The following is a 17,785-nucleotide window of genomic DNA, read 5'->3' as shown; positions in this document are numbered from 1 at the left end:
TGCCGGATTCGCAGAATTTTGGCTGTCATCCGTTTGTCGGCGCCGCTTCACGCTGCGCGCGGTCAGTGCGGTGAGCTGGGGCGGGGTCTGAAAGCGGTCGCTACCGGTATTCTTTGAACGAGCTTGTCGAAGATTGGCCGAATATCGGCGGGCAGGAAAAGCGACGTCCTGATCGCGATCGCGGCCGTCACCACGCAACCGGCCAGGAGGATGCTCCCGATCAGCACGACGAGCGGGCTGCCGGACCATGTGCGCAATTCGCCGGTTATCGTCCAAAGCGTCAGGCCGAAGACCAGCGTCAGCGGCAAGGGCAGGACGTGTGCTTTCACCAGCAACGCAAACGGGAGGCCGCTCAGCCGGCGTGCGAGTTCGAGTTGCACGACGGTTTGCACGAGGATCGCGGCCGTCACTCCCCAAACGACGCCGTCCAGACCATGGCGGCTGCCGAGATAGGCTCCTGACAGAACCGTGGCGAAATAGAGCGCCTCGCCGGAAGCGATTCTCCAGTTTGCGCCGGTCGATCGCGAGACCGTGGTCGCGAGGCGCTGAGACGAGCGGAATGGTAATGCCAGGGCGAACAGCGCCAGCAGCGGAGCGGCTGCACTCCACTGCGGACCAAGCGCAATCGCGATGATTTCGGGAGCAAGCACGGCGCAGGCAACTGCTGCCAGGAACAGAAGCGTATTCATCAGCAAGAGCGATCGGAATAGGCCACGCGCGAGGCGCGCGCGCTCGTTCTGCACTGCCGAGAAACCCGGAAACGCGGCGTCTTCGACGATGTTGCCGAGCAGCCGGGCAGGCAATCGCATGATCTGGTAGCTGCGGGAATAGAGGCCGAGTGACGCCGGTCCCAGTACGCGCGCGACGACAAAATAGTCGGCCTGGTTCGCCAGCGTGTTGGCGATCTGCGACACGGAGAAGCCGGTGCCGAAATGGAACAGCTGGCGCAGGCGCTCGCGCTCGAACAGCGGCCGGCGCGGGTGGCGACACCCGAAGGACAGCAGGATCGCCGCGACCGTGACTTCGCCGAGCTTGGCCCCGACGAGGGCCCAGGCGCCGAAGCCAAGCACGGCCAAGCCCACCCCGATCACGCCGTAGCCGACGAAATAGCTGAGGGTTCGGCGCAGCGCGAGAAGGCCGAACTGTTGCCGCCGGGCCGCGAGGCCTTCTGCGACTGCGCTCTGCGATTGGACGAGAAAGACGAGCGAAAGAACTTGCACCATCGGCGCGGCCGACGGGGTGTTGAGCAGTCTGGCGAAGGGGGCGGCCAAGGCGAAGACCAGGACCCCGAGCAAGGTGCTGAGACCGACCGCGATCGTATGCGCGGCGCGCAGATCCTGATGGCTCAGTTCGGCGCGCTGGACGATCGCGGGTTTCATGCCCAGCAAGGCAAATCCCTGCGATAGCTCGAGTACTACCATGGCGGCGGCCACGAGCCCGAATTCGCGCGGACTGAGCAATCGCGCAAGAATGCCGACCGTCAGCAGCTGCAACAGGACCTGAAGCACCGCCGCGAGCGAAAGCCAGGCTCCGCCTCTCAGCGTCGTCTGCGTGAGGTTGCGCGGCGTGTCAGCAGCCAAGGATCAGAGCCCGCTGGCCAAGGCGATCCCGAACGCGGCCGACAGCGGCGAAACGGAGTTGCGGCGCGATGGGCAATGGCAAGCGTGTCCCCCGGGGCCGCTTCGAAGCAGCGGCCCCTCTTCGGGTCGAAAGACTACTTACGGCGCGGGAATCTTGCAATTGATACTGTCGCAGCGTCAATAAAAGGCAAGGTCCGCCCGGCTATACTTTCCTCAGCGAAACGTTGTTGAAGGCAACTGCTCCCGTCAGGGCAGCGCCGCCATAGCCCGATAGATAGAGACCGATGCGAACTTCCTCGAGGATACCGGCGGGAACCGTCAATTGCGGCGTGCGGATGACGCCGCTCCAGGCCTCGGGGGGAAGATAATTGGTGCCGGTATCGCGCGTTCCCGCTTGCGCATAGTGATAGGTGCCGTCGACGCGCACGCGCAGCTGCGCCATGATGCCCTTGAGGTTGGCGCTGGCGCCGCAATCAACGCCGCAGAACAATTCCAGCACGTCGCCGCTGCTCACGCGCGAAAGCACCGTCGAGCCATATTGCTCGAGGATGACTTCGGGATTGGTCGAGGTGGGCGTGCCGCTCAGCGTGATGCGTTGGCTCGTGATCTGGCCGTTGGCGCTGGTGACCTTGCTGGCGACACCGGTCACCCCGCCCGCGGACGTGGTCTGCAGATAGTAATTGTCGGCGATGGAGCCTGACATGGCGCCTCCGCCATCGGCGACGATCGACCCGCCGGTGCCGATCATCGCCGGGTTCTCGTTGACGCAGCCAAAGGGGTTGTTGGCCGCATCCCATTGATCGGCGTTGGAATAAGCCAGGGGATCGCGCGGCGGATAGATCGTATCGATCGCGGCAGCCAGCGCCTGGCCCATGTAGTACGCGCCGCAAGGTCCGGGGTGCAGGTGATCGTTCGAGCGCATGACCAGAGGCGTTTGCCGGCTGCCGATGGTAGACACCGAAGGATCGGCCATGTCCGGCCACGCGTCGACGACGACCACATTGGGAAACTCGGTCGGCGCGGTGTACTTGAGATAGGAGCGGATCGCCATCAGGTGGCCGCGCTGGGCCATGCTCCGAACCGAGCCGGTCTGGGGCAGCTCCGCGAACAGGAAAACTAGTTTACCCGCACCCAGCAGCGCCGCTAAGATCGTGCGATAGGCGGTGAGGCTTTGCGCGATGGTGCGTCCGGCCGTGGTGATGTCGTTGGTGCCGGTCAGCATGAGGACGCCCGAGGCCGGGCAGGCCAAGACTTCGGCGAGCTGCTGATCGATGAGCTCCTGCGTGTTAGTGCCGGCGAGCGCGAAATCATATTCGAGCGGGAACCGCACGCGTGCACGGGAAAGCGTCGTCGCCCAGAATTGCGGCCCGCGTGCGGTATGGATGCGGCTGTTGGGAGTCGCGACATCCTTGCCGAAAGCCACGCGGCTGTCGCCGATGACGGCGAGCATGTTGTTTTCAGGGCGCGAGCGCGGGGCCATCCGGACCAGCTTGCTGCGCGCGATCAGATCGAAGTCCATCATGATCTCCTCAACGCTGGCCGGCGCGAACCGTGAGCGACGGCGTCGAGGCGGTCCCGGATCGCTCCAGCTTGAGCCAGCCACCGCCGGGAAGCAGATAGATGCCGTCGCTCGAGACCGAGGCAAAGGGACCGTTCCCGTTCATATCGTAGACGGACGTGACCGGTACGAAGCTCTCCTCGTCGAGCGAACGCAGGAATGCGAGCCTGTCGCCGCCGGAGAGGCCACTGACCTGAACTTCGGCAGAGGCGAAGCCGGTCAGATCCTGCACGGAGGACAGAGAGTTCCAGGCTGCAGGCGCGAGATCGGCCAGGGCAGCCCGCACCGGCAAGGGCGAACCGGGGCCGACGATCACGGTTTCGTCGTTGTCGCTGGGAAACGCGAGGCCCTGGATCGTCACGTAATGGGCCGGCGCAAGCATTTGGGGCAGGTCAGGCATGGGCATCTCCTTTACAGGGATTTGCCTCTTAATGAACCAGATAGGTTGTAGGAAAGGGAATAAGGAACCTTATGTGCCATTCGTAGCCTCGGTTGGCTCCCGCGACTTAACAGGCATGGAAGCCCGACAATGGGCGTGTTAAGGCTGTCGTCGCAGGCTGGGAGCGCGTGTGCGGACAAACTATTACGATGTGCTCGGTGTCTCGCCTGCCGCCACAGCGGCGGAGATCAAGGCGCGCTATCTCGCCCTGATGCGTCGCAACCATCCGGACGTGAACAGTTCCCCGATGGCCAACCGGCGCGCGGCCGAATTGAACGAAGCGTTCCGGTGCCTCACCGATCCCGAAATGCGCCGCCGGCATGACGAGCAGCTTGCCCGTCGTCGAGCAGAGGCGATCAGCGTCCGCTCGGTTGCACTCGGGCGGCAACGCCGGGGGACATCGCTCGCATTACGGCGCAAACGACCTTTCTATCGGCGTTACGAAACCCAGATCGCGGTGATCGCCTTGGTGGTCGCGACGTCTGCTGCTGCGTGGCGGATCGAGCAAGACTTGCTCGCGCAAAACCGCGGCAACCAGTTCGGCCAGGCTTCGCCGGAAGACGACGGTGAAGCCCGGCTGGCCGTGGCCGCGATCAGCGAGGCCAGCGCGCGCGAGACTCAGGCGATGCCCGTGGTCTCGCAGGATGCCGTCGCAAGCGGAGTGAATGCATTCAGGCGGATTTCCGCCGGCAACGATCCTGCCGCAGTACGCGCTGCCAGCGTGGAGTGTCACGACCAGGTCGGCGGTGAGTTCGCCTCGTGGGAAAACCTGGATTTCTGCGTGGCTTTCGATCTGGCGGCGTTCCTCGCCTACGCGCGCGATGGAACGACCTCGGTCAACACGGCCTACTTCGTCGATCGTCACGATCGCGCGGCGCACCTTTACGTGTCCCGGGTCGTGAGTCTCGAGGCCATAGACCGGCGTCTGGCGTTCATTCGGGGCTTGGTGGAGCCGAAGCCTGCGAAAGTGCAGCGCACTCCCACACAGCGGGTGCTTCACGGCATCGCGAAGCGGGGCCGGAACTTGCTCGAACTCGTCTTCGACGGCGATCCGGAATCGAATGATTCTCAATCCGCAGACCGAGATTTCTGACCGCCTGACAATGCCGACGGATTTCGAACAAACGATCGCACTGTGGGGCGACTTCAAGATTTGGCTGGAGCACAGCTCGCACGTCCCGCAAGCGGCGATGCACGTGATCGTGGGAATCGCGCTCTATCCGATCTTCGCCAAGTTGCTGAAGGTCCGCTGGGGCTCGCCCCTGCCACTGCTGCCGATTCTGGGGATGGAGCTGATCAACGAAGCGATCGACTTCACGCGCTATTACCTTGCAGGCTGGCCCTATTCGCCGACGCGTTCACTTGGCGATGTCGTGCTGACGATGGCGCCGATTGGCGTGCTGGTCGTCATTTTCCGGCTGTGGGGGTGGCACGAGAAGCCGGGCACCGCGAAGCGCGGGAACTGACGGCAAAACCCAACGTCGCGAGCCTCACAGGCCCCAGTACGTGATTCCGTTCGGCAGCGATTGGCCGGCGAAAACTCCCTTGAGATCGGCAAAAACCCCGCCTTCGCGCAAGGGCGCGATCACGCCCTGCAGACCGGCATCGCGGTAATGCGCATGGGCGACGGCCAGCAGGACCGCGTCGTAGTCGCTCCGTTCGTCGGCGCTGTTCAGTTCGAGCCCGTATTCCCGCTTCGCTTCGGCAGGATCGGCCAGGGGATCGGTAACGTCGACGGTATGGCCAAGCGCCTGCAGCCGCATCACGAGATGCGCGACCCGGCTGTTGCGCAAGTCGGGGACGTCTTCCTTGAACGTCAGGCCCTTGACCAGAATGCGCGAGCTGGTGCCGAGGCGGGCGGAAAGCTGATCGGCGACCCATTCGCTCATGCCGTCGTTGATCGCCCGGCCCGAGAGGATCACCGCCGGCTGGTATCCTCGATCGACCGCGCTTTGCGCCAGGTAATAGGGATCGACACCGATGCAGTGGCCACCGACGAGGCCCGGCTGAAACGGCAGGAAGTTCCACTTGGTGCGCGCGGCCTCAAGCACGTCCCAGACCGAGATATCCATCAGCGCGAAGATGCGCGCGATCTCGTTCATGAAGGCGATGTTGATGTCGCGCTGCGCGTTCTCGATCACCTTCGCGGCTTCGGCGACTTTGATCGAAGCGGCGCGATGGACGCCGCCCGCCGTGATCGCGCCGTAGATCGAGGCGAGAAAATCGGTGATCTCGGCGTTTTCGCCCGCAACCACTTTGGTGATCCGGTCAATCGTGTGCTCGCGGTCGCCCGGATTGATCCGTTCGGGGCTGTAGCCGAGGAAGAAGTCGCGGCCGCGGGCGAGGCCGGAGACCTCTGCGAGGATGGGGCCGCACACGTCTTCGGTCACGCCGGGATAGACGGTGCTTTCGAAGCACACGACCGGACGCCGCGCCGCATCGAGCATGCCGCCCACGGTTCGCGTCGCGCTTTCCACGATCGCAAGGTCGGGGCGGTTCTGTGCATCGACCGGAGTCGGGACCGTGACGATGTAGAGATCTGCCGGTTCGATCTCTTCGGGCGACGCGGCCAGGCGCAGGGGCGATTGCTCGAGCTTTTCCGGTGAGATCTCGTTGGTGTGATCGTGGTTCCGGCGCAGTTCCGCGATGCGGGGCTGGTTGATGTCGAAGCCCACGGTCTCGAACCGCGACGCGAGCGCGACCGCCAGTGGCAGGCCGACGTACCCTAATCCGACGACCACGATCCGCGGCGATGTTCGGGCGTCGGTCAAGGCACACTCACACGAAGCAAAAGAAAAAATTGGTCGCGTTTCCCGGCGTTTGGCATCAACATCTGGGCGTCCCGGTTTGTGCGACCTCGTCAGGCTGCCTTAAGGAAAACAACCTAGAACGGCTGCTAGCGGCAGTCGCACGCGAAGGGAAGGGACAACCGCGCAGGCGCGAGGCGAAGCCTTCCGCGCTCATGCGGGCCTTGCTCATCCGGGCATGTCGACAAGAGTTTTCCCGAAAATTAGAATTGGAAAATATGACAGCCACCTCTGCAAGTACCCGGCGACAGTTGCTCCGGGCCGCTGCGTCGCTTGCCCTGGCTGCCATGCTGGCGCGTCCGACTTATGCCGCCGAGCTCGCGTTCACGCCCGAGCGCTACGGAGCGCGCGGCGATGGCCGCACCGACGACAGCGATGCCTTCGCGCGGTTATCGGACGCGGTTAACGCGGCGGGTGGCGGCGTCGTCCAGCTGCGCAAGACGACGTATCTTGTCGGCACGCAAAAGCCTGGACCCGATGGTGCGCCAAGCGAAGTGCGGCTGATGACTTTTGCGAATTGCCGCCGAATGGTGACGATCCGGGGCAATGGCGCGCGACTCTTGTGCGCGCCTGGCCAGCGATACGGGATGTTCCAGCCCGACGGTACGCCGGTGGCCAAGATCGTGCCCAAGGGAATCGTCGGTCGGGCGAGGCCCTATGCGGCAATGATCGATGCGCGGTTCTGCGCGGGCGGCGTCCATATCGAGAATCTCGAGCTCGACGGCAATTCGGGCAAGCACATCATCGGCGGCAAGCGGGGCGACAAGGGCTGGCAAATCGGCTGCGTCGGCATTGCCCTGCGCAACAATTCCGGACCAGAACGATTAATCAACGTCAATGCGCACCATCAACCGCACGACGGCTTCTACATCGACGGCCCCCGCGAGCCGACGCCGGGCGTCGAGCGGCGATTTACCGGCATTGTCGCCGACATGAACGGCCGGCAGGGCATGAGCCTCGTCGGCGGGCACGGCTATCGCATCGAGCGCTCGCGCTTTTCGCGCACGGGTCGCGGCGCCGTGGCCAGCGCGCCGGGCGCCGGGGTCGACATTGAGGCGCAGCGCAAGAAACCGATTCGCGACATCGCCTTTTCCGACTGCCGCTTCGAGGACAATCGCGGCTGCGCGGTCGTCGCCGATTCGGGCAACACCGCCGACGTGCGCTTTGCCGATTGCAGGTTCGTGGGAACCGACAACTGGGCGGTCTGGCCGGACAAGCCGGGCTTCGCTTTCGATCGCTGCCTGTTTTTGGGCAATCTCGTCCACGTCTACGGCGATGCCGATCCCCGGCGAGCGACGCGCTTCACCGGCTGCAGGTTCACCGACGATCCCACGCTCTCACCCACCGGAAAGCTGGCGCTGCGCAAGAGCAAGGCCTCGCTGATCAAGGGCGAGAACGTGCTGTTCGATGGCTGCGCCTTCACCATGATCGGCGAGGGAGTGCTGCCCAGAAGCGATGCGGCCATCTATCGCAATTGCCGGATGACGCAGGCTTCGCCCAAGATCGCGACCCCACGCGGCACCTTCGAGGGTCGTAACATCATCGAAGCCAAAGCGGACCTCGGCTTTTCGGTCATCGCCGGGCCGACGATCGTCAACGGGAAGGAATTGCCGTTACGCTCGCGTGAGGAGGCGCAGAAGCTCAAGGACGCGCGCGAGAAATCAACAAGCAATAAGTCGGCAGCAATCGAGGGAGCACTTCGCTCCAGCGTGGAAATCCAAGTATGAACATCTTTGTCCTTTGCACGGGACGATGCGGGTCCAAGACCTTCATCCATGCCTGCTCTCACATCACGAACTACAGCGCCGGCCACGAATCGCGCGTTCGGCTCGTCGGGCGTGAGAAGTTCGCATACCCGGCCCGCCACATCGAAGCGGACAATCGCCTGTCCTGGCACCTTGGTCGGCTGGACGCGGCCTATGGGGACGATGCGTTCTATGTGCATCTGAAGCGCGACTCCGACCGTGTGATCGAAAGTTATGCGCAGCGCTGGGCGCCAGTCGGGGGCATGATGCCGGCGTACCGCAACGGCATCCTGCGCGCGGGCAATCACAGCAAGAGCGCGATCGCCGCCGACGCCTATGAAACGATGGAAGCGAACATCGTCAGCTTCCTGCGCGACAAGTCGATGACGATGTCCGTCTCCCTGGAAGACGCGCCGCAGTGGTTTCCCGAGTTCTGGGAGCGCATCGGCGCGCAAGGCGACTTCGAGAGCGCGCAGGCCGAATGGAGCGTCTCCCACAACCGCAGGCGTCAGCGGACGTTCGTGCGCCGCCTCAAGCAGAAGATCAAAGGAATCGAGCAGGTCCTGTTCGAACCGCCGCTCAGTTGATTTTCAGCGCCGGGTGAAGCCCGGGGCCCTTTCTCAGGTGTCGCCAGCCTTAGGCTTTGCATCCTTATCTCTCGCCACCGTCTGCATCAGCGGGGCATAAAGCTGTGCCAGCAAACGGGCTCCGACTTTCGTCAAGTGATGCGTATCCGAATACAGCGGTTCGCTCGCCTTCGCGTAAAGGCACGCATCGCCGGGGCACAGGATCGGCGTGGGATCGAGCACGATCGCATCCTCGTGGCGCGCGGCCCAAGCCGACATCGCGGTCGCAACGCTACGCGCCTGCTCGGCATGCGCAGCGCGGGAATATTCGCTCCGGTCGCTCCAGGCATCGGGCCGCGTCATGTAGTATTCGGGCGAGAGACTTTCACTGACCGGGGTCGGCCGTTCTAGGACCACGCGCACACCGGTTTTTGCCAGTCGATCGAGCGCGGCAGTGAGCGGAGCGGCGTCGAACGGTTCGGGCCATAGCGCGACGATCACGACGGTGCCGATTTTCTCGCGCGCGATGTCGCGCTCGATCTGACGCCAGACCGGCAGGCGGCAATTGCGATCGACACCGAAGTCGATAATCCGGCAGTTCTGCTTGGTGATGTAGATCGGCACGCCATATCGACTGCCGAGCTCCGCCAGTGCCGTCTTCTGCATTTCGACATGCGAATCGCCGAGGAAGAGAATGCCGTTCGCGCCATCGACATCGTTGACCGGGCAGATTTGCCCGCGCCAGTTGCGAAGGCGAGTGACGAAGTCGCAGCGGCCGTCGGGCCGATCCATTTGCGCGGTCAGCAAGGGGCGCTCGCGCAAGGGGTAGCGTTGCAGGAAGCCGTTGCTGGCGATCAGCGCCGTGCCGGCTGCCGCCGCGAAGGCGAGAAAGGCCAGCAAAAGCCCGATGGTCCGCGCCGGTTTCGCCAGCGCGGAACTGCGCGAGGCGCGCCGCTCCAGCAAGTGCCAGGAGACGAGGCCAAGTCCGTAGCCGAGCAGCGTCAGCGCGATCGCCGCGAAGCCTTGCGCCGGCTGTCCTTGCAGCAGGAAAACAAACGACAGCGGCGGCCAGTGCCACAAATACCAGCTGTACGAAATCCGGCCGAAGTGCTGCGACACGCCATTGGTGAAGAGGGCGGCAAGGCTTGCCGACAAGCGGGATTGCACGAGGCAGATCGCCCCTGTCGCGGTGATCGCGAGCAGGCCTTGCGTGAGGATGCTGGCGCTCTCTTCGTCGAACAGCAGTGCCGAGGCCAGCAATCCCAGGATCGCAGCGATGCCGATCGCATTCGCGACCGCCGGCGGTAGATTGCGCGCGAAACCGCGCATGTAGAGAATGGCGGCGCCGATCCCGGCGAGGAATTCCCAGGCGCGGAAGGGCAGCCAGTAGAAGCTGGTCTTGGGGCTGATCGGCTCGACGATGGTGGCCGCGGCGATCATCGCGACGGCGAGGAGGAGGCCAGCGTAAAACGTCAGCTGCGGCCGCCAGCGCGCCGCGAGGATCAGCAGCGGGAAGCACAAGTAGAACTGCTCCTCGATTGCCAGCGACCAGGTGTGAAGCAGGGGCTTGCGCAAGGCGGCATCGAAGTATTCGCCCTGAAACCAGAACACCGCGTTTTGCGCGTAGAACGACTGGCCGAGCAGGCTCCAGGCGAAGCGCAGCAAGTCCTTGGGCGCCATGATGAAGGCCGCCGCGACGGTTGTCGCGACAAGCACGGCGAAATAGGCCGGGACGAGGCGGCGCACGCGGCGCAGGAAGAACGTGCCGATGGAGATCTCACGCGCGATCAGCGGTTCGAGATAGCGCAGCGCGATCACGAAGCCGGAGATGGCGAAAAAGACGTCGACGCCGATGTAGCCGCCGGGCACCAGTCCCGGAAAACCGTGGAACAGCACGACGGCGACGACCGCAAACGCGCGCAGGCCATCGACGACGGGAAGGCGGGTGTCGCTAGGCGCGCGCGTCGCGATCATTGCGGGGTCTGCCTCTGCTGCCACGCCTTGCCATGGGCCCCGAAGGCATCGGCGCAACGATCCAGTTCCGGCGCGAACCATTCCCGCACCGCCTTCGCGGCGGCCTCCTGAGGCACGAAGCGAGCGGCGCGCTGCTTGCGATTGAGGGTGGGCGCAATGCCGGGGAGCCGCTTGCGCCAGTCGGCGCCGATCAGTTCGACGATGCGGCGCAAGGTGGCGGGCGCATCGGCGACGATATCGTCGAAGTAGATGATCTCGAGACGATCGCGCCCAAATCCCTCATGCCAGCGCGCGGCGATATCGCTGAGCAAGTGCTGCCGCTGCCGTACCGGATCGGCGAAGAAGGCGCGGGCGAAGTCCACGGACGTGTAATCGACATCGCCGAACGAGCGCTTGCGTGCGTGCATCGCCAGTTCGGACCAGAACCGCTGCACCGGATCGCGGGCCAGCAGGATGATCCTGGCCGCGCCGATGGCGGGCAAGGCATCGCGGATCTCGGCCACGCCCATCGAGGCATACATCGGCGAAATGTCGCCCGAAACGCGCGATCCGGCAGGCGCGAAAAGCTGGCGATAGCCTTCCAGATCGCGTTCGGGCTCTGCCGCCAGCCGGCGCGCGGTGCGCAGAAAGGCCGCGTCCGCCGAAACGCCGGGGCCCTTGTTGCGCACGACGCGTTTCGCGACTTCCCAGCCGCTCCAGCGCAAATGCATGTAGGGCTTGGCCGCATGATCGGCGAAGCCGCCGCTCAGGTAGTTCAGCTCCTGAATGGGAGTGAGCCAGATGTCGCGGTGGAATTTGAGTTGATCCGCCAGCCAGGTCGTGGCGGACCGCTTCGGGCCGATGCACACGAAGGATGGCCGGGGCGGGCTCACTGCGCGGCGATTTCTCGTGCGACCGTATCGCGTTCGGCGATCTCACGTCCGGCGCACTCGCGTCCGCTGAGCCCCAGCACTTCGAAATGCCGGGCGATCACCGCGTCCTCGCCGAAGCGGCGCACGCCCTCTGCCACCACCTCGGGGGCGATGGGATCGTCGAGCTGTTCGCCGATTGCGCGGGCGATCGCGTCCACGTCGCCCACCGGCACGATCTTGCCATAGCGGCCCTTGGCGAGGATTTCGTCGGGCCCGCTCGGGCAATCGGTCGAAACGAGCGGGCAGCCGCAAATCATCGCCTCGATCAGCGCATTGGGCAGGCCCTCGAACGAGGAAGTCAGCGCGAACACGTCGGCGCGCGCGAGATAGCGCAGCGGATTGGCGATCTTGCCCGGCAGCGAGACACGATCCTCGAGCCCCGCGTCGCGCACTTGCTGTTCGAGCTCTGCACGCTGGCGGCCCTCGCCGAAGATCACCAGGCGAATGTCGCGCCCGTCCGTCACCAGCCTGTCGAATGCGGCGATGAGGTCGGTGAAGCCCTTGCGCGGCGACAAGGTCCCGGCCGAAATCACGATCGGCTTGCTCTTGTCGACGAACCAGGGATGCTCGACCGGTTCCTCCATGCGGCGCCGCGAGGGGCCATCGTCGACGAGGTTGTGGACGGTGAGATGCGGTCCGTTGGGAAAGAAGGCCCGGTATTCCTCGACCATGCCTTGCGACACGCACGTCAGCGCCGTTGCCCGCCATTTCACCGCGCGCATCGCCTGCTTGAACAGCCACTTCCGGGTCAGCGGGCGGTTGGAATAGGTGTAGAACGGATTGACGCGCGAGGAGCCGCTGATCTTCGCTTTCGAGCCCGTCAGGATCGCCGCGAGCAGAACTATGCCGTTCAAGTGATCCTGCGAAGTGAACACGATATCGGGCTGTTCCTGGCGCAGATAGCGCGCGAAGGGCAGCAACATCTTGCGCGCGCTCGGCCGATCGAGCACGCGCAGCCGCGCCTGCCCTCGATCCGGCAGCGTGTCGCCTGGATCGACATGTCCCAGCACGATCTCGACATCGTGGCCGCGCTTCGCGAGTGCGCGGGCAAAGCGGAACTGTGCGAGGGGAACGCCGGTGAACGAGAACCGGGCGACCACCACGCAGATCTTCAAGGGGGCTTCGATGGTCTCGGGCACATGAATCATTACGCAGTTCCCGTTAGGGGAGGTGCCGTAGCTGTCAAGCGAGCCCGCGCTTGGCGACGGCGGCAGCAACACGCTGACAATAAATGTCTATCACGCGTTGCTCGGCATAGTCGCGTTCCACCCGCGCGCGCGCCGCGTCCCCCATCGCGTTCCGCTCCGCCGGTGACATGGCGATCATCCGGCGGATCGCGGCCGCCAGCGAGCCGGAGTCCTTGGCGTCGCACAGCAGCCCAGCGACTCCGTCCTCGACGACATCGCGGCACCCCGGAACGTCGGTCGTTATCATCGGCCGGCCGAGTGCCGACGCTTCGAGCAAGACCCGCGAGGTGCCCTCTCGGTAGGAGGGCAGCACCACGACATCGCTATCGGCGATCATGCCGCGCACATCGTCGACGGGCGGGCAGTATTCGACGATCCCTTCGCGCACCCAGCCTTCCACCGTGTCGGCGGGAATGGCCGTGCGATTGGCGACGCCCAAGCCGCCGAGCAGGCTGAAGCGCACCTCGGGATGGTCGCGCCGAACGTCGCGCGCCGCCTCGACGAATTCGCCGACGCCCTTGTCCCACAGCATCCGCGCGATCAGGAGGAAACGCAGCGGCGCGTCGCCTGAGCGATGCGGCGCCTTGGCGAAACGGTCGAGGTCGATGCCGGAACCGGGCAGCAGCATCGTTTGCGATTTGCGGACGAGGCCGAGCGCCTCGAACTGGGCGAGGTCCTCGGGGTTCTGGAAAAACACCGTATGCGCCCGTGCCAGGCCGACGTGGTACAGGCCCCTGACCACGCGGTTCAGCATGCCCTTGCGCATGAAGCCGGTGCCGAGGCCGGAGATGTTGTTGAGCGTGGGTACGCCCAGGCTGCGCGCGGCCAGCGAACCGTAGACGTTCGGCTTGATCGTATAGCCCAGCATGGCATCCGGGCGCTCGCGCGCGAACACCGCGCGCAGCCGGGCGAGCAAGGCAAGGTCGCGCAGGGGGGAAAGACCGGCGCTGTCCATCGGCACCGCTTCCAGGCGAATGCCGGCATCGGCGAGAGCCTGCCGCATGGCCGCATCCTCCGGCGCGACCGCGACCACTTCATAGCCTTGCGCCATCAGCGCGTTGAGCACGCCCATGCGGAAGTTCACGAGGTTCCAGGCGGCATTGACGACCGCGACGATCTTCATCGCTGATCGTCCTCGCTTGCGAGCATGGCGCAAGCTTCGAGGAAATCTTCGCGATGCAGCGGATGATCGTTCCAGGTTCGGGTCGCGGCCTGACGCATGGCCAGGAATTCGTCCGGAGCGCCCAGCAATTCCTCGACTCTTTCGGCGGCTTTGTGCGGCGTTTCGAACCACACGCCGTTGCGCCCATCCTCCACGTAGCTGCCGATCTCGCCGACCGGCGTCACCACCGGCACGAGACCCAGTTGCATGGCCTCGACGGCCGCCATCCCCATCCCCTCGAACGAGCTGGTCTGGACGAAAAAGCTCGCCTGTTCGGCAGCCAGGGCGATCTCCTCGATGGATTTGGGGCCGGCGAACTCGACGGCCTCCTCGACGCCCAAATCGGCCGCCTTGGCTTCGAGCATGGCCCGTTCGCCGCGATCGGGGCCGATGATCGTGAACCGCGCGTCGCGTCGCTTGGCATGAACCAGCGCGAACATGTCCAGCGCCAGATGGATGCGCTTGCGCGGATGCAGTCGCCCCCAGGTGATGAAGCGGGGGCTGGGCCCGAGCGGCGTGACTTGCGAGAGCCGGGAGGTGAGAAACGAAACGGGGCGGACATGCGGGGCCCAGTCCCTGCCGAGGCGCTGCTCGGCGGTGCAAGTCGAATCGGCGAGGATCGCGTCCGACGCGCGCGCCGCGAGCCGTGTCAGCACGCTATCCACCCAGTTGGAATGCTTCACGTTGTGCAGGAAAACGACCAGCCGCGTGCGCGGGCGCAGCGCCTTCAGAGCGAGGCCGACGATGCAGGATCGCCAAAGCGAGACGATCACGACCTTCGGGCGCAAGTCCAGCAAATGGCGCAGAGTCCGGGCGAAAGCACGGGGGCTGTTTTCGGACCCGACGCCGGATTCGTAGACATAGGGTCGCGGCCGGGGCTCGCGCACGCTGGCGACATAGATCCGGCGCAGCTCGAACGCGGGATAGGGTCCGGGCGGAACGCTGTCCGCCGCCGTCTCGACGCCGCCGATGTCATCGTAGGGAATGACATGGACGATCAAGGGGTGCGACGTCCGCGTTGTGACGTCTCCATTATCCAGGGATGCATGTGCGCTCACCGGTGCGCCGCCATGAGCCGATGCAGCGGAGCGGCGATGCCGACCTGCGCCGCCACCATCATCGCGGCGCTGCCCCAGCGTTCGGACGGCCGCGGCGCCAGCGCCAGCAGCGCGCGGCGGAATTCCCGTGCCGCATGCCGGTCCCCATGGCGCAGGCTCGTACGCAGGCGCGCCATCAGGAAGCGCCGCCGGTTCGCGACGTCGCCGATATGATCGCGCGCGAACGCAAGGCTGGCTTCGACTTGCGCCGAGGCGCTCATGCGCGTGGCGGCCCCGATGTGGATCACGACGCCGTATTCGGGATCGAACATCACCCCGCGGCCCTCTCGCCACGCGGCGAGGGCAAAGCCCCAGTCCTGATGCTTGCGCAGCGCCGGATCGAACGTCGTGCCGCCCAGCGCCCGCCGCGACACCGACAGCGTCGAAGAGCGCGCATCGCCGCCGCCGGCAAAAATGTAGGTTTCGAGACTGCCGCCCGAATAGGCGGAAAGCGGCATGTCCCATTCGCGCTGGCCATCGTTCAGACGAAAGCGGCCGATCGCGACGCCCGCCGGATTGCCGCGATGCATGGCGCAACGCCGCGCGACGTGTCCGGGGCGGTAGGCATCGTCGGCATCGAGAAACAGGATCGTGTCGCAGGACGCCTGCTGGATTCCGAGCGCGCGCGAATGGGCCGCGTTGACTCGCCTATCCTTCGCGATCAGGCGCGCGCGCGGATCCTTGGCGACCAGATCGGCGATCGCTTTCCCATCCTGCGAGGCATCGTCGATCACGAGGATCTCGACCTCGGGTTCGTCGATCGAGGCCAGCGCGCGCGGCAGGGTAGCGGACGCATTGAAGCACGGAATCACGATCGTCGCGCGGTCGGCGCGCTGGCCCGCTGGGCTCCGAGAAGTGCTTGAAACGCCGCTCATTCCTGCAGCGCCCGCATTGCCGGATCTTCGCTCGCACTGCCGATGATCTCTTCGAAAGATCCCTCGGCCACCACGCGACCCGCATCCAGCCGGATGATCTTCGAGCAATGGCGCAAGGTGCTGAGGCGGTGCGCGACGATGATGATGGTGAGGTCGGCGTCGAGCCGGCGGATCGCCTCCATCACTTGATCTTCGGTCGCGCTGTCGAGCGCGCTCGTCGCTTCGTCGAGCACCAGCAGCGGGCGGCGGGCATAGAGCGCACGGGCCAGGCCGATGCGCTGCCGTTGGCCGCCCGACAAGCGCGTGCCTCGCTCGCCGACGGTGCTGGCATAGCCATCGGGTAGCGCTTCGATGAATTCGGCCGCCTGCGCGGACTTTGCCGCGGCGCGAACGCGGTCCATGTCGATCTCGTCGGCTTCCTGGCCGAAAGCGATGTTCGCCGCCAGCGTATCGTCGGACAGGAAGATCGCTTGCGGCACGTGATTGATGTTCGCTTGCCAGCGAAACCGGTCCTGCGCCCCTTCCAGCTCCATGCCGTCGATCGCGATCGCGCCTTGCTGCGGCTGGAGCAGGCCCATGAGAGTGTCGAGGATCGTGCTCTTGCCGCTGCCGGTGCGACCGACGAGGCCGATCCGCGCGCCTTTGGGGATCGTCAGCGAGACGTCGCTCAGCACGCGGCCGGCGCTGCCATAGGCGAACGAGACCTCGCGCAAGGCGATCTCGCGCTCGAACGGCAGCGGCGCGGCAGTGCGGTCTGGCCGTTCGACCGGCTGGTCGAGCACGTCGAGGATATTGGTGAGGTTGTGGTAATTGGTCATCATCTGCGACCAGCCGAAATAGACTTGCTGGAGCAGCGGCATGATCCGCTGGGCGCCGATCGCGAGCGCGCCCAGCGCAGGAAGGGCGGCGGCCAACCCGCCCGGCTGGTTCGCGGCGAAGATCGTGAGGATCGCGATGAGCACCATCCCGATCCCCTCGACCAGGTAGCGCGGCGCATTGGCGAGGAACGTCGTCAGCGACTGGGAATCGCGGAACGACTGGTCGAGCCGCGCGAACTTGCGCAGATAAAGGGGCTGCGCGCGCTCGATCAGCACGTCGCGCACCGATCCCATGCCTTCCTGGATCGCCTGGATGCGCTGCCCCGAAAGCTTCGAGAGCTTGACGCTGTTGCGACCCAGCACGCGGCGAACCGTAAACGAGATCCCGACGTAGATCCCGCCGAAGCTCACGATGGCGATTCCGGCAAGCAGCGGATCGACTATCGCGAGAGTGACGATGATGAACACCATCACCGTCAGCGAGATAATCCCCTGCATCAACGGTTGCAGGAACAGATTGGTGACGTTGTTCACCTTCTGGATGCCGTCCTGCACTTCGGCGCTGTTGTGCAGCGTATGGTATAGGTAGCTCTGGTGAAGCAGGTGATCGTACAGGTTGGTGCCGAGATCGTGGCCCACCCCGTAGACGAAGCGCTGCGCGACGCGCAGCAGCAGCAAGCGGATGCCCATCGCCGCGAGGGCGGTGAAGATGAAGACGGCGGTTGCGGCTGGCAGCAACTGTTCCGTCGTCAGGCCGATCCGCGCGATCAGGGGCCCCAGCACGGCGTTCTGCGTTACCGTCTCGGGCGCAGCGAGGAGCGCCAGGAACGGGAACAATGCGCCGATGCTCGCCATCTCGGCGAAGGCGCCCACGACCATGAACAGGCAGACGCGCGTGAACTGGCGGCGCCGGCTCGCGGACAAGTGCGCGAACAGGCGGCGTGCGGCACTTGTCAGATCTTGCGTCTTGGCGTCCTGGGGGCGCGTCTTGGAAGTCGGCGTCAGCGGGACGAACTTATGTTTTGGGTCGATCGCGGACACGGCTAGCGGCGCTCCCATCCCAGGT

At 65.2% G+C, this 17,785-nt stretch carries 15 protein-coding genes; 4 read left to right on the top strand and 11 right to left on the bottom strand.

All coding sequences use genetic code 11. The features are described from left to right. Positions 1-62 precede the first annotated feature (62 nt). The 3 genes from GQO94_RS05050 to GQO94_RS05040 all read right to left on the bottom strand — a co-directional run bounded on the left by GQO94_RS05050 (position 63) and on the right by GQO94_RS05040 (position 3,538). The gene (locus GQO94_RS05050; protein WP_156840072.1) at positions 63-1,580 is read right to left on the bottom strand and encodes a lipopolysaccharide biosynthesis protein; all 1,518 of its coding nucleotides are present in this window, start codon (positions 1,578-1,580) and stop codon (positions 63-65) included. Between the two features lie 202 nt (positions 1,581-1,782). Next, positions 1,783-3,102 (bottom strand): SGNH/GDSL hydrolase family protein, encoded by a 1,320-nt coding sequence (locus tag GQO94_RS05045; protein WP_156840071.1) that lies wholly within the window; start codon positions 3,100-3,102, stop codon positions 1,783-1,785. Between the two features lie 7 nt (positions 3,103-3,109). Then, positions 3,110-3,538, bottom strand: a complete 429-nt coding sequence (locus GQO94_RS05040) for a hypothetical protein (RefSeq protein ID WP_156840070.1) — start codon at positions 3,536-3,538, stop codon at positions 3,110-3,112. 169 nt (positions 3,539-3,707) lie between these two features. Between GQO94_RS05040 and GQO94_RS05035 the strand changes: the two genes are divergently transcribed. Continuing rightward, a complete protein-coding gene (locus tag GQO94_RS05035; RefSeq protein ID WP_198045810.1) occupies positions 3,708-4,670 on the top strand; it encodes a J domain-containing protein in 963 nt (320 codons plus the stop codon). Further along, a complete protein-coding gene (locus GQO94_RS05030) occupies positions 4,639-5,043 on the top strand; it encodes a hypothetical protein (protein WP_156840068.1) in 405 nt (134 codons plus the stop codon). The genes GQO94_RS05035 and GQO94_RS05030 overlap by 32 nt, the downstream gene beginning before the upstream one ends. A gap of 24 nt (positions 5,044-5,067) precedes the next feature. On the opposite strand, the gene GQO94_RS05025 is transcribed toward GQO94_RS05030, so the two are convergent. After that, positions 5,068-6,348 (bottom strand): nucleotide sugar dehydrogenase, encoded by a 1,281-nt coding sequence (locus GQO94_RS05025; protein ID WP_156840067.1) that lies wholly within the window; start codon positions 6,346-6,348, stop codon positions 5,068-5,070. 254 nt (positions 6,349-6,602) lie between these two features. Between GQO94_RS05025 and GQO94_RS05020 the strand changes: the two genes are divergently transcribed. Then, complete coding sequence (locus GQO94_RS05020) at positions 6,603-8,111, top strand: glycoside hydrolase family protein (RefSeq protein ID WP_198045809.1); 1,509 nt, start codon at positions 6,603-6,605, stop codon at positions 8,109-8,111. Beyond that, positions 8,108-8,716 (top strand): hypothetical protein, encoded by a 609-nt coding sequence (locus GQO94_RS05015; protein WP_198045808.1) that lies wholly within the window; start codon positions 8,108-8,110, stop codon positions 8,714-8,716. The genes GQO94_RS05020 and GQO94_RS05015 overlap by 4 nt, the downstream gene beginning before the upstream one ends. A 33-nt stretch (positions 8,717-8,749) precedes the next feature. Here GQO94_RS05015 and GQO94_RS05010 read toward each other — a convergent pair whose 3' ends face one another. From GQO94_RS05010 to GQO94_RS04980, 7 genes are read right to left on the bottom strand one after another with little or no spacing between them, the layout of a single operon-like run. Further along, on the bottom strand, positions 8,750-10,669 hold the full coding sequence (locus GQO94_RS05010) for an acyltransferase family protein (RefSeq protein WP_198045807.1): 1,920 nt from the start codon (positions 10,667-10,669) through the stop codon (positions 8,750-8,752). Next, complete coding sequence (locus tag GQO94_RS05005) at positions 10,666-11,541, bottom strand: sulfotransferase (RefSeq protein WP_156840064.1); 876 nt, start codon at positions 11,539-11,541, stop codon at positions 10,666-10,668. Before GQO94_RS05005 ends, GQO94_RS05010 begins: the two co-directional genes overlap by 4 nt. Next, positions 11,538-12,728, bottom strand: a complete 1,191-nt coding sequence (locus GQO94_RS05000; protein WP_156840063.1) for a glycosyltransferase — start codon at positions 12,726-12,728, stop codon at positions 11,538-11,540. The genes GQO94_RS05005 and GQO94_RS05000 overlap by 4 nt, the downstream gene beginning before the upstream one ends. Positions 12,729-12,762: 34 nt before the next feature. Next, positions 12,763-13,890: a glycosyltransferase family 4 protein gene (locus tag GQO94_RS04995; protein WP_156840062.1), complete on the bottom strand. Its 1,128-nt coding sequence runs from the start codon at positions 13,888-13,890 to the stop codon at positions 12,763-12,765. Continuing rightward, entirely contained in the window at positions 13,887-14,987 is a 1,101-nt protein-coding gene (locus GQO94_RS04990; protein WP_198045806.1) for a glycosyltransferase family 4 protein, read from the bottom strand. Before GQO94_RS04990 ends, GQO94_RS04995 begins: the two co-directional genes overlap by 4 nt. Beyond that, positions 14,984-15,901, bottom strand: a complete 918-nt coding sequence (locus GQO94_RS04985) for a glycosyltransferase family 2 protein (protein WP_156840060.1) — start codon at positions 15,899-15,901, stop codon at positions 14,984-14,986. Before GQO94_RS04985 ends, GQO94_RS04990 begins: the two co-directional genes overlap by 4 nt. Next, on the bottom strand, positions 15,898-17,760 hold the full coding sequence (locus tag GQO94_RS04980; protein WP_198045805.1) for an ABC transporter ATP-binding protein: 1,863 nt from the start codon (positions 17,758-17,760) through the stop codon (positions 15,898-15,900). Before GQO94_RS04980 ends, GQO94_RS04985 begins: the two co-directional genes overlap by 4 nt. Positions 17,761-17,785 lie beyond the last annotated feature (25 nt).

Source organism: Novosphingobium aquimarinum, from assembly GCF_009746585.1.
GTDB lineage: Bacteria > Pseudomonadota > Alphaproteobacteria > Sphingomonadales > Sphingomonadaceae > Novosphingobium > Novosphingobium aquimarinum.
The sequence above is the reverse complement of the archived record's forward strand: the minus strand, read 5'-3'. Positions and strand labels throughout refer to the sequence as shown.